At 61.2% G+C, this 12,365-nt stretch carries 8 protein-coding genes and 1 pseudogene; 6 read left to right on the plus strand and 3 right to left on the minus strand.

The features are described from left to right. The first annotated feature begins 266 nt into the window (after positions 1–266). The 6 genes from LUU92_RS01980 to LUU92_RS02005 all read left to right on the plus strand — a co-directional run bounded on the left by LUU92_RS01980 (position 267) and on the right by LUU92_RS02005 (position 8,387). Positions 267–2,003: a glucan biosynthesis protein G gene (locus tag LUU92_RS01980; RefSeq protein WP_071492534.1), complete on the plus strand. Its 1,737-nt coding sequence runs from the start codon at positions 267–269 to the stop codon at positions 2,001–2,003. Continuing rightward, positions 1,996–4,566, plus strand: coding sequence for a glucans biosynthesis glucosyltransferase MdoH (gene mdoH, locus LUU92_RS01985; RefSeq protein ID WP_071492398.1), 2,571 nt, complete (start codon positions 1,996–1,998; stop codon positions 4,564–4,566). The genes LUU92_RS01980 and mdoH overlap by 8 nt, the downstream gene beginning before the upstream one ends. A gap of 185 nt (positions 4,567–4,751) precedes the next feature. Then, on the plus strand, positions 4,752–5,552 hold the full coding sequence (locus LUU92_RS01990) for a transporter substrate-binding domain-containing protein (RefSeq protein WP_071492397.1): 801 nt from the start codon (positions 4,752–4,754) through the stop codon (positions 5,550–5,552). 219 nt (positions 5,553–5,771) lie between these two features. Then, on the plus strand, positions 5,772–6,569 hold the full coding sequence (locus LUU92_RS01995) for a transporter substrate-binding domain-containing protein (RefSeq protein WP_071492533.1): 798 nt from the start codon (positions 5,772–5,774) through the stop codon (positions 6,567–6,569). 131 nt (positions 6,570–6,700) lie between these two features. Then, positions 6,701–7,660 (plus strand): amino acid ABC transporter permease, encoded by a 960-nt coding sequence (locus LUU92_RS02000; RefSeq protein ID WP_071492396.1) that lies wholly within the window; start codon positions 6,701–6,703, stop codon positions 7,658–7,660. After that, complete coding sequence (locus LUU92_RS02005) at positions 7,653–8,387, plus strand: amino acid ABC transporter ATP-binding protein (RefSeq protein WP_071492395.1); 735 nt, start codon at positions 7,653–7,655, stop codon at positions 8,385–8,387. Before LUU92_RS02000 ends, LUU92_RS02005 begins: the two co-directional genes overlap by 8 nt. Before the next feature lie 3 nt (positions 8,388–8,390). Here the strand turns inward: LUU92_RS02005 and LUU92_RS02010 are convergent, their stop codons facing one another. From LUU92_RS02010 to LUU92_RS29080, 3 genes and pseudogenes are all read right to left on the minus strand, one after another. After that, the gene (locus LUU92_RS02010; protein ID WP_257103098.1) at positions 8,391–10,298 is read right to left on the minus strand and encodes a methyl-accepting chemotaxis protein; all 1,908 of its coding nucleotides are present in this window, start codon (positions 10,296–10,298) and stop codon (positions 8,391–8,393) included. A 106-nt stretch (positions 10,299–10,404) separates the two neighbouring features. Next, positions 10,405–11,277 (minus strand): methyl-accepting chemotaxis protein, encoded by an 873-nt coding sequence (locus tag LUU92_RS29075; RefSeq protein WP_371322038.1) that lies wholly within the window; start codon positions 11,275–11,277, stop codon positions 10,405–10,407. Beyond that, a pseudogene (locus tag LUU92_RS29080) lies at positions 11,263–12,321 on the minus strand (methyl-accepting chemotaxis protein); the annotation flags it as partial. The gene LUU92_RS29075 and the pseudogene LUU92_RS29080, both read right to left, overlap by 15 nt. Between the last annotated feature and the right edge of the window lie 44 nt (positions 12,322–12,365).

Consider the following 12,365-nt stretch of genomic DNA (forward strand, 5'->3'; position numbering starts at 1 on the left):
TGTATTAAAAACGACTTTTAATGCCTAAAAACGCAGGGTTTCGCTACAAATACTTCGTTGTCCCTGATGCGTTGTCTCGCGGGCTACTAGATAATCGCGCGCTACGGGGATCAGCGTTGTTTGGTCCATTTTTGACTTAGGTAGAGACTTGTCCGACAACCAATGGGGAATCATTTTGCCCCCGGGGAGTCGGAACAATGCTCGCCAACCTGGCATATAGATAGCTGGCCGTTGGTTTTTTGATCTGTTTTCGGCGAGGGTTGCTCGTGATTGTTAGTCCCTGTAATGCACCAAAATTGTCTGCCAAACGGTTACGAAACGCACTGGTGACGGGCTCCGCCCTGTTTTGCCTGTTCGGCGCGGGTCAACTGTGGGCATTCAGTCTGGATGATGTGTCGGCCAAGGCAAAAGAGCTGGCCGGACAGAAATACGAAGCTCCGCGCAGCAATCTGCCGAATGAATTCCGCGAAATGAAATTCGCGGACTACCAGAAGATTCGTTTCCGCAACGAAAAAGCCGAGTGGGCTGATCAGAACACCCCGTTCAAGCTGTCCTTCTATCACCAGGGTATGCATTTCGATACACCGGTGAAAATCAACGAAGTCACCGCCGACAGCGTCCAGGAAATCAAGTACGACCCGACGCGCTTCGATTTCGGCGACGTGAAGTTTGATCCCAAGGCCACCGAACAGCTGGGTTATGCCGGCTTCCGTGTGCTGTACCCGATCAACAAGGCCGACAAGCAAGACGAAATCATGACCATGCTGGGCGCGAGCTACTTCCGCGTGGTCGGCAAGGGCCAGGCCTATGGCTTGTCCGCCCGAGGCATGGCGATCGACACGGCATTGCCGTCCGGCGAAGAATTCCCGCGCTTCACCGAGTTCTGGATCGAGCGTCCAAAACCGGGTGAGAAACAACTGGTGATCTTCGCCCTGTTGGACTCCCCACGGGCTACCGGTGCTTACCGTCTGATCCTGCGTCCGGGCACCGACACCATTGTCGATGTGAAATCCCAGATGTTCCTGCGCGACAAGGTCAGCAAGCTGGGCGTTGCCCCGTTGACCAGCATGTACCTGTTCGGTGCGAACCAGCCGTCCAAGGTGCTCAACTACCGTCGTGAGCTGCACGATTCCAGCGGCCTGTCGATCCATGCCGGCAACGGCGAGTGGATCTGGCGCCCACTGAACAACCCTAAACACCTGTCGGTCAGCAACTTCACCGTCGAGAACCCGAGAGGTTTCGGCCTGCTGCAGCGCGGTCGCGACTTCAGCCACTACGAAGACCTGGACGACAACTACGACAAGCGCCCAAGCGCCTGGATCGAGCCTGAAGGCGACTGGGGCAAAGGCACTGTCAACCTGGTAGAGATCCCGACGGCCGATGAAACCAACGACAACATCGTTGCCTTCTGGAGCCCGGAAAAACTGCCGGAGGTGGGCCAGCCGCTGGACGTGTCCTACCGCCTGCACTGGACCATGGACGAAAAAGCCCTGCATCCGGCCGACAGCGCCTGGGTCAAGCAGACCCTGCGTTCCACCGGTGACGTGAAGCAATCGAACCTGATCCGCCAGCCGGATGGCAGCGTGGCCTACCTGGTGGACTTCGAGGGCCCGTCCCTCAAGGCCCTGCCGCCGGATGCCGCAGTGCGCAGCCAGGTGAGCGTCAGCGACAACGCCGAACTGGTTGAAAACAGCGTGCGCTACAACGAGCACACCAAAGGCTGGCGCCTGACCCTGCGCATGAAGATCAAGGACGCAGGCAAGCCGACCGAAATGCGCGCAGCGCTGGTGCAGGACGTTCCGCCTCCGGCCCCTGAGCAGGACACGAGCCACGTGCTCAAGGCCGACAAGGTCCTGGCCAAGCAACACGAGAAGCAGGCCAGGAAAGACGCCAAAGACAAGGAAGCCAAGCAGCCAGAAGCTGCCCCAGCCACGCCGGAGCCGATCAAGACCGAACAAGTCCTGACCGAAACCTGGAGCTATCAGTTGCCTGCCGATGAGTAATTCTCAAATCCAGCCAGAGACCCTCTCCGAGTATCTGGCGCATCTGCCCATGACCGCTGAGCAGCGCGCCGAACTGGCGGGCTGCACCTCCTTCAGCGAGTTGCACGAGCGCTTGTCGTCGAAGACCTTCGACGCGCCCATCGACGCCGCCCAGGCGTCGGTTGGCACGCGGTTGACCCTCAGCACCGCCGAAGAGCTGCAGGACGCCGAAATGCTGGCCCTCGATGCCGAAGGCCGCGTGTGCCTCAAGGCCACCCCGCCGATCCGTCGCACTCGCGTGGTCCCGGAGCCGTGGCGCACCAATATCCTGGTGCGTGGCTGGCGCCGTATCACCGGGCGCAGCAACCCGCCGGCCCCGCCGAAGGACGAGCGCGTATTGCCGGCTGCCCGCTGGCGTACCGTCGGTTCGATCCGCCGCTACATCCTGCTGGTGCTGATGATCGGCCAGACCCTCGTCGCCGGCTGGTACATGAAAGGCATCATGCCTTACCAGGGCTGGTCGCTGGTTGACTTCGACGAGATCCGCAACCAGACCCTGCTGCAAACCGCGACCCAGGTACTGCCATACGCCCTGCAAACCAGCATCCTGATCATGTTCGGCATCTTGTTCTGCTGGGTGTCGGCCGGTTTCTGGACTGCGTTGATGGGCTTCCTGGAATTGCTCACCGGTCATGATAAATACCGCATCTCCGGTAAAAGTGCCGGCGACGAGCCGATCCCGAAAGACGCCCGCACCGCGCTGGTGATGCCGATCTGCAACGAAGACGTGCCCCGGGTGTTTGCAGGCCTGCGCGCCACGTTCGAGTCAGTCGCCGCCACCGGTGACCTGGATCGCTTCGACTTCTTCGTGCTCAGCGACAGTAACGAGGCCGACATCTGCATCGCCGAACAGCAAGCCTGGCTTGACGTGTGCCGCGAAGCCGGTGGTTTCGGCAAGATCTTCTATCGCCGTCGTCGCCGTCGCGTCAAACGTAAAAGCGGCAACCTCGACGACTTCTGCCGTCGCTGGGGCGGTGACTACAAATACATGGTCGTGCTCGACGCCGACAGCGTGATGAGCGGCGAATGCCTGACCAGCCTGGTGCGCCTGATGGAAGCCACGCCGGATGCCGGGATTATCCAGACCGCGCCGCGTGCGTCGGGCATGGACACCCTGTACGCGCGCATGCAGCAGTTCGCCACCCGTGTGTACGGCCCGCTGTTCACCGCCGGCCTGCACTTCTGGCAGTTGGGTGAATCCCACTACTGGGGTCACAACGCGATCATCCGCATGAAGCCGTTCATCGAGCACTGTGCCCTGGCACCATTGCCGGGCAAGGGCGCGTTCGCCGGTTCCATCCTGTCCCACGACTTCGTAGAAGCTGCGCTGATGCGCCGTGCCGGCTGGGGCGTGTGGATTGCCTACGACCTGCCGGGCAGCTATGAAGAACTGCCGCCGAACCTGCTGGATGAACTCAAGCGTGACCGTCGCTGGTGCCACGGTAACCTGATGAACTTCCGCCTGTTCCTCGTCAAAGGCATGCACCCGGTGCACCGTGCGGTGTTCCTGACCGGTGTGATGTCCTACCTGTCGGCGCCGTTGTGGTTCCTGTTCCTGGTGCTGTCCACGGCCCTGCTGGCGGTGAACACATTGATGGAGCCGCAGTACTTCATGGCACCCCGTCAGTTGTACCCGCTGTGGCCGCAATGGCATCCGGACAAGGCGGTAGCGCTGTTCTCCACCACCATCGTGCTGCTGTTCCTGCCCAAACTGCTGAGCATCATCCTGATCTGGGCCAAGGGCGCGAAAGAGTTCGGTGGCAAGTTCAAGGTGACCTTGTCGATGCTGCTGGAGATGCTGTTCTCCATGCTGCTGGCGCCGGTGCGGATGATCTTCCACACCCGCTTCGTGCTCGCCGCATTCCTCGGCTGGGCGGCAACCTGGAACTCGCCGCAACGTGACGACGACTCCACCCCGTGGAGCGAAGCGGTCAAGCGTCACGGTCCGCAAACCGTGCTGGGCTTCCTGTGGGCGCTGCTGGTGGTGTGGTTGAACCCGAGTTTCCTGTGGTGGCTGGTGCCGATCGTCGGTTCGCTGATGCTGTCGATCCCGGTATCGGTGATTTCCAGCCGTGTCGGGCTGGGCCTCAAGTCTCGCGACGAGAGCCTGTTCCTGATCCCTGAGGAATACAACCCGCCGCAAGCCCTGCTGTCCACCGACAAGTACACCCACGAAAACCGTTGGCACGCGCTGAATGACGGCTTTGTGCGCTCGGTGGTCGACCCGCAGCAGAACGCTTTGGCTTGCGCCTTGGCAACCTCGCGTCACGCCCAGGCCGAACCGATCGAGTACCTGCGTACCGAACGTGTGCGCCACGCGTTGAAAGTCGGCCCTGCCGGCCTCAACAACGGCGAGCGCCTGGCGTTGCTCAGTGACCCGGTCGCCTTGGCCCGCCTGCACGAGCAGGTCTGGAGCGAAGGTCACGCCGAGTGGCTCGCCGCCTGGCGGGACTCGATCAAGGCAGATCCGCATGCACCGTTGCTGCCGCTGAAACCCCTGTCGTCCCAGGCCCAACCGGCCTGATTCGGATACCCCCGAGGGCTCACCTCGGGGGTGCTTCAAGCGCTGATCCTACAGCGTTTCCCGGTTCTTCCTTCTTTGTGCTAACCCCTTGTTTTTTCGAAACAAAAGACCCTGGTTCGAGGCGTATTGCCGTGCGCGTGGCTGCGTTAGCTTCGCCCCCGAATTTGACTTGGTGCGGGGGATTCATGATCAAACGGTATGGTTCGGCGCTGCTGATCGGCGCTGTCGCTTTCATTCACATGGGCCTGGCCCAGGCCGGTGCAATCGATGACGCCGTTCGGCGCGGCGTGCTGAAAGTCGGCACTACACCCACTTACGTGCCCTTCGAAATGACCGATAATCAGGGGCGCATCGTCGGTTTTGAAATCGACCTGCTCAAGGTCATGAGCCAGGCCCTCGGGGTCGAGCTTGAGCTGGTCGCGGTGCCCTACACCGAACTGGTTACGGGGCTTTTGGCGAAGAAATTCGACCTGATCGGCAGCGGCATGACCGTCACTCAGGAACGTAACCTCAAATTGAATTTCAGCGATTCGTTCATCGTCGTTGGTCAGTCGGTGTTGTTGCACCCAAGCCTTGCGGGCAAGGTCAACGTTGTCGAAGACCTTGACGACGCCAGCTACCGAATTGCTGCCACCGAAGGCACCACGGGCGAGGCGGCGGCCCGACGGTTCCTGGGGGCGGCTCGGATCAGCAGTTTTGCCACGCCCGAGGAAGGGGTGCGCCAGGTGGTGCAGGGCAAGGCTGACGCCTTTATTCATGACGCCCCCTACAACCTGATCGCCCTGAGCCGCCCGGAAAACCGCACGCTGTTGGCGCTGGAACAACCCTTCACCTTCGAACCCCTGGCGTTCGGCTTGAAAAAGGGTGATTTCGACAGCCTCAACTGGATCAACCATTTCCTCAATCAGGTGGCGCAGGACGGGACCTATGATCGCTTGCACGACAAGTGGTTTAAAGACACCGACTGGATGGTGGAAATCGACTGAAAGTCATAACTGCTTACATATCAATCCGTTGCCCGGGCTGTCTGCGCGAGTGTCTACCCCTGCGCTTTGCTGCAGCGTTGTGGGGCTTTTCCGACATACGCCGACAACAAATAGCCGTGAAACCTTTGTGACGGCAGACGAGTGGGTTAGGATCGCACCCCGAAATGGTGCAGCCCTTTTGCGCGCCGACCTTACAAGAATGGTTCAGGGGACTTGATGATGAAAAAGTATCTTTCGATGCTGCTGCTCGGCGTCACCGCGCTGGTCGCGGCCAATGCGGCCCAGGCCGGCGCGATCGACGATGCCGTCAAGCGCGGTACGCTGAAGGTCGGCATGGACCCGACCTACATGCCGTTCGAAATGACAGACAAACGCGGCGAAATCATCGGTTTCGAAGTCGACATCCTCAAGGCCATGGCCAAATCCATGGGCGTCAAGCTGGAGCTGGTCTCCACCGGCTACGACGGCATCATCCCGGCCTTCCTGACCGGCAAGTTCGACATGATCGGCAGCGGCATGACCCTGACCCAGGAACGCAACCTGCGCCTGAACTTCAGCGAACCCTTCATCGTGGTCGGCCAGACCCTGCTGATCCGCAAGGAGCTGGAAGGCACCGTCAAGTCCTACAAAGACCTGAACGACGAGAAATACCGCCTCACCTCCAAGCTGGGCACCACCGGTGAAATGGTCGCCAAGAAGCTGATCTCCAAGGCCAAGTACCACGGCTACGACAACGAGCAGGAAGGCGTGCTGGACGTGGTCAACGGCAAGGCCGATGCCTTTGTGTATGACGCGCCGTACAACGTGGTCGCCGAGAAGAAAGTCGGTAACGGCAAGCTGGTGTTCCTGGAAGAACCCTTCACCTTCGAACCGCTGGCGTTTGGTTTGAAGAAGGGCGACTACGACAGCATCAACTTCATCAATAACTTCCTGCACCAGATCCGTAACGACGGCACCTACGATCGCATCCATGACAAGTGGTTCAAGAGCTCCGAGTGGCTCAAGGACATGGAATAACGCTTCAGACCGAGTTGCCTGTATCGCAGGCAAGCCAGCTCCCACATTTGACGGTGTTCACACATCAACATGTGGGAGGGGGCTTGCCCGCGATGGCGGCCTCACAGGCAACACAAATCGCGGAAAGTGAAATGAAACAGAAAAAAGCCCAATGGCCCTGGCACCTGCTGACCGTGGTCGTGCTGGTCGGCCTGGCCGGCGCCTTGTACTACGCCACTTCGCTGATGTCCTACGAGTGGCGTTGGAACCGTGTACCGCAATACTTCGCCTACCAGGCCGAAACGTCCCAGCGTGCCGCTGACATCTCCACCGTGGTCGAGCTGGTACGCAAAGGCGATGTAGCCGAGGTGACCCTGCGCAACGACGCGGGCGCCGAGCAAAAGCTGACCGTGGCCGACAACAGCCTGCAGGTGGCCCGTGGCGACGATGTGGCTGAAGGCGATGTGGTCGGCGTGACCCGGCAGTGGGCGTTGGGCCCGTTGATGTGGGGCTTGTGGACCACGCTGTGGTTGTCGGTGGTGTCCGGCATCCTCGGTTTGGCGATCGGGCTGGCGACTGGTTTGTGTCGCTTGTCCAGCAACCCGACCCTGCGGGATCTGTCGACGATCTACGTCGAACTGGTACGCGGTACGCCGCTGTTGGTGCAGATCTTCATTTTCTATTTCTTTATCGGCACGGTGCTCAACCTGTCCCGGGAGTTTGCCGGCATCGCGGCGCTGTCGTTGTTTACCGGTGCCTACGTGGCGGAAATCGTCCGCGCCGGCGTGCAGTCCATCACCCGTGGCCAGAACGAAGCTGCCCGTTCCCTGGGCCTGAGTGCCAGTCAGTCGATGCGCCACGTGGTATTGCCGCAGGCGTTCAAGCGTGTGCTGCCGCCGTTGGCCGGGCAATTTATCAGCCTGGTGAAGGACACGTCCCTGGTGTCGGTGATCGCGATTACCGAGCTGCTCAAGAGCGGTCGGGAGGTCATCACCACCTCGTTCTCACCGTTTGAAATCCTGTTCTGTGTTGCAGGCCTGTACCTGCTGATCAACCTGCCGCTGTCGAAAATGGCCAGCCGGCTTGAGCGGAGGCTCGCACAAAGTGATTGAAGTCCGCGATCTGGTAAAAGTCTTCGACACCCGTGGCCACGTGGTCCGCGCGGTGGACCACGTCACCACGCATGTGGCCAAGGGCGAAGTGCTGGTGGTGATCGGCCCCTCCGGTTCCGGCAAGTCCACCTTCCTGCGTTGCCTTAACGGCCTGGAAGAGTTCGATTCCGGCTCAGTGAGCATCGACGGCTTGCAATTGGCTGATCCGAAGACCGATGTGAACGCCTATCGCCGTGAAGTCGGCATGGTGTTCCAGCACTTCAACCTGTTCCCCCACATGACCGTGCTGGAGAACCTGTGCCTGGCGCAAAAAGTCGTGCGCAAGCGTGGCAAGCAGGAGCGCGAGGCCAAGGCCCTGGCGCTGCTGGAAAAGGTCGGCATTGCACAGAAGGCCAATGAGTTTCCGTCACGCCTGTCCGGCGGCCAGCAGCAACGGGTTGCGATTGCCCGGGCCCTGGCGATGGAGCCCAAGGTGATGCTGTTCGACGAACCCACTTCGGCGCTGGACCCGGAAATGGTCGGCGAAGTATTGGACGTGATGAAGACCCTGGCCCTGGAAGGCATGACCATGGTCTGCGTCACCCACGAAATGGGCTTTGCCCGTGAGGTGGCCGATCGCGTGCTGTTCTTCGACCATGGCAAGTTGCTCGAAGATGCCGCCCCGGCCGAGTTCTTCGATGCACCCAAAGACCCACGGGCCCAGGCGTTCCTGCGCCAGGTTCTGTAAGGCTCAGAGCCTGAATTTGCCGACCAGCGTCTGCAAGTCCAGGCTCAGTTTGGTCAGTTGGACGCTCGCCGCCGCCGTTTCCTCGCTGGCGGCGGCGGTCTGTTCCGATACATCCCGCACCTTCAACACGCTGCGATTGATCTCTTCAGCCACTGCACTTTGCTGTTCGGCCGCCGCGGCAATCTGCGGGTTCATTTCCTGGATCACCGAGACCGTGCGCGCAATCGCCGCCAAGGCGTCACCTGCGTCGCGGGTCAGCCCGACACTGTAGTCGGTCAGGCTGCGGCTGCTGTCCATGATGTCGGCGACTTGCTGGGTGCCGGTCTGCAACCCCTGGATCAGTCCTTCGATTTCTTCGGCCGATTCCTGGGTGCGCTGTGCAAGGCTGCGTACTTCATCGGCCACCACCGCAAAGCCTTCGCCGGCCGTGCCCGCGCGTGCGGCTTCGATGGCGGCGTTCAGCGCCAGCAGGTTGGTCTGCTGGGACACCGATTTGATCACGTCCAGCACACTGCCGATCTTCTGGCTTTCTTGCTGTAACGCCAGCATCGCCCTGCCCGCGAGGGCCATCTCATCTGCCAGTTGGCTTATCTGCTCAACGGCCTGGGTCACCACCTTCTCCCCGGCGCTGGCTTGCAGATCGGCTTCGTTCGCCGCGACCGAGGCTTGCTCGGCGTGCCGGGCAACTTCCTGTGTGGTGGCGAGCATTTCGTTCATGGCGGTGGCCACTTGATCGGTTTCGTCTTTTTGGTGGTTGATGCCGGTGTGACTGTGTTCGGTAACGGCCGACAGCTGTGTGGCGGCGCTGGCGACCTGGCGGGCGCTGTCGCCGATGCCGCTGATCAGGCTGCGCAGGTTGCGGTTCATGTCACTGATAGTTCGCTGCAATTGCCCCAACTCATCGCGGCGTTCCACTTGGATGTCATGGCTGAGATCGCCCTGGGCGATGCGGTTGGCAGACACCAGCACCTGGCGTAGCGGCACGGCGATCTGGCGGGCGATCCACCAGGCTGCGAGGGCACCGAGCAGCAGGGCAGCCACCGTGACGCTGATGAGCAGTGTCCGGGTGTCGTCGGCTTCCTTGCCGCGCTTGAGAATCTGGCTATTGCTCACCGCTTCGCTGTGTTCAAGCAACTGGTTGAGCTGCGTTTCAAACCGCCCCTGCGCAGTTTCGGTGGTGAGCTGAGCGTCCTTGAGCTTGGTCAACTGCGCGCGATAGTTCGCCAGGTCGGTTTTAAGCAAGGTGGAATCGATCGGCAGGTCTGTCACCGCCGCTTGGGCAATGTCCAGGGCATCGAGGGCCTGGCCGACGGCTTCGGCATAGGCTTGCAGCGATTCCTCCGCCCAGGCGGGGCTGCGGGCGCGGTCCTCGGCTTGCTCCATAGCCTGGCGCAGGTTCTCGATGGCATCGAGTGCCTGCTGGTCCTGCTGGTCAGGCAGTTCGCTGGCCAGTTGTACGAGCGTGTCGCTGGCCTGGAGTGCTGTGGCGTGGAGGGGGGAGCGCAAGTTCTCGCGCGCCTGGATCAACGGCGGCAGCTCCACCAGCGCCGCCTTGAAGCTGGCCGACAGGCGTTCCGCTTCCTGGACGCGCTGCAAGTCGGCTGGGTCTTTCAGATGGGTTGACAGGAAGCCGAGGTGCTCATCGATCTGAACGACCTGCCTCTTCATTTTGTCCAGGCTGGCCGTGTCCGCCAGGGTCCGGTACACGATACGGTCCGCACGCATGGCTTCAGCAACAACCGACAGTTGGCTCAAGGCAGTCAGGTTGCCTGAGCGGAACAACACCGCATTCAGGGCTTGCCAGCCGGCCACGGCGATGGCGAAGCTGAGCATGAGCACCTGGCCAAACCCCAGGGCGAGCTTGAGGCGGACGCTGGCATTGACCAGCCAACGGGTCAGTAGAGGAAGCATGGTGAACCTCCAAATCTGAAAAAGCGTTTCGCGACAAAAGAAACGCTAATTCGATTCGGAGTATTGCTGGGCTGATAACTGCGTAGGAAATTTCACAAGGTGCTGATTAGATGCGGAAGCGCCCCACCAGTGTCTGCAGGTAAATGCCCAGGCGTGCGAGCTCGGCACTGGAGGCGGCGGTTTCTTCACTGGCCGAAGAGGTTTGTTCCGACACATCGCGCACGTTCAATACGCTGCGGTTGATCTCCTCAGCCACCGCACTTTGCTGTTCTGCGGCAGTGGCAATCTGCGAGTTCATCGCCTGGATGGTCGAGACCGTGCGCGTGATGCTCGCCAACGCGCTGCCGGCTCGACGGGTCAGCTCGACGCTGCTGTCAGTGAGGCCACGGCTGTTGTCCATGATGGTCGCGACCTGCTGGGTGCCGCTCTGCAGGCCGACGATCAGCTCTTCGATCTCTTCGGTGGACTTCTGTGTACGCTGGGCCAGGCTGCGCACCTCATCCGCCACCACAGCGAAGCCTCGCCCGGCTTCCCCGGCACGTGCGGCCTCAATCGCGGCGTTGAGGGCCAGCAGGTTGGTTTGCTGGGCAACGGACTTGATCACATCAAGCACGCTGCCGATCTTGTCGCTTTCACGCTTCAGGTCGCCCATGGCAACGGTGGAGTTGCCCACCTCGGTGGCCAGGCGTTCGATCTGGGCGATGGCTTCACCCACCACCTTGTCACCCTCACGGGCCTGTTGATCGGCGGCCACGGCCGCTTCAGAGGCTTCCTCGGCGTTGCGCGCGACTTCCTGCACGGTGGCGGCCATTTCGTTCATGGCGGTGGCGACTTGGTCGGTCTCGACCTTCTGGCTGTTGACGCCGGCACTGGTCTGTTCGGTCACGGCCGACAGCTGCTCGGCGGCGCTGGCGATCTGGGTGACACCTTCGCTGATCCCGCCGATCAGCTCCCGCAGGCCGACGGTCATGCTTTGCATGGCGCGTTGCAACTGGCCCAGTTCATCCTGGCGCACGGAAGTGAGGTTGTGGCTGAGGTCGCCGGAGGCCACGCGTTCGGCCACCTGCAGCGTCTGGTTCAGCGGAAGAATGATCTGGCGGGTGATTGCCCAGGCGGCCACCAGGCCGAAGATCAACGCCAGCACGGTCGCCAGCAGCAACAGTTGTTTGGCATGTGCGGCATCGGTGTCGCGCACCACGGTTTGCGACGTGGTGAGTTGTTCGCTGTGGCTCTGCAGAGTGTCGCCCTGGGCGCTCATGATTTTCAGCGCGGCAGCGGCGGCCGTCTGTGAGTCGCGGTACTGGCTGACGGCAGCGCGGTAGGCTTGCAGCGAAGTGCTGGCCTCCTGCAGGTTGGCCTGGTACTGCGCGGGCAGTTGTCCTTCGAGTTCGGTGATTTTCTTCAGGGCATTGTCGATGGCATCCAGGGCCGGTTGCTCGGCCTCGACCTTGCCGCTGTAGGTGTAGCCACGCACCTGGAAGCGCGCTTGCTGGATCAGTTTGCTCAGGTCGACCACGCTGTTGAACTGGGTGACGCTATCGCCTTGCAGCAGGGATTTTTCCACCTCACTGACCTTGGCCACGGCGTTGTCGGCGGTGTCGCCCAGCCTGCTGCGCGCACCTTCACGCTTGAGCCCGGCCTGGACCATGGCGCCAAAGGCTTTTTTGTATTGGTTCAGGGCATCCTGTTGCTGTTCCACCAGGGCCTTGTCGGCGGGTTGCTCGATCAGGTCGGCGGCGGTTTTGAGGCCGCTGTCCAGTTTGGCGATCAAGCCGTTGACCGCGTCCGTGCCTTGTTCGCCGCGACGCATTTCGAAGTCCAGGCGCGCCAGGCGCAAGTCCTTGGTCAGCCCGTTGAGGCTGGAGATATAACCCAGCTTGTCACCGCGACTGGTGACATCCCCCAAGCCGGTCCAACCGGTGAAGGTGATCATCAGCGTGAGCAGCAATACCAGGCCGAAGCCCACGCCGAGTTTGGTTTTGACGCTGACATTCCCCAGCTTTTCGGCTAACCAACGATACATGCTGCGAACTCCCCTGGAACAAGGCTTGGACTTATTCAAAGGGT

Origin of the sequence: Pseudomonas extremorientalis (genome assembly GCF_024584605.1) — a bacterium.
In the GTDB taxonomy this organism is placed as follows: domain Bacteria; phylum Pseudomonadota; class Gammaproteobacteria; order Pseudomonadales; family Pseudomonadaceae; genus Aquipseudomonas; species Aquipseudomonas extremorientalis.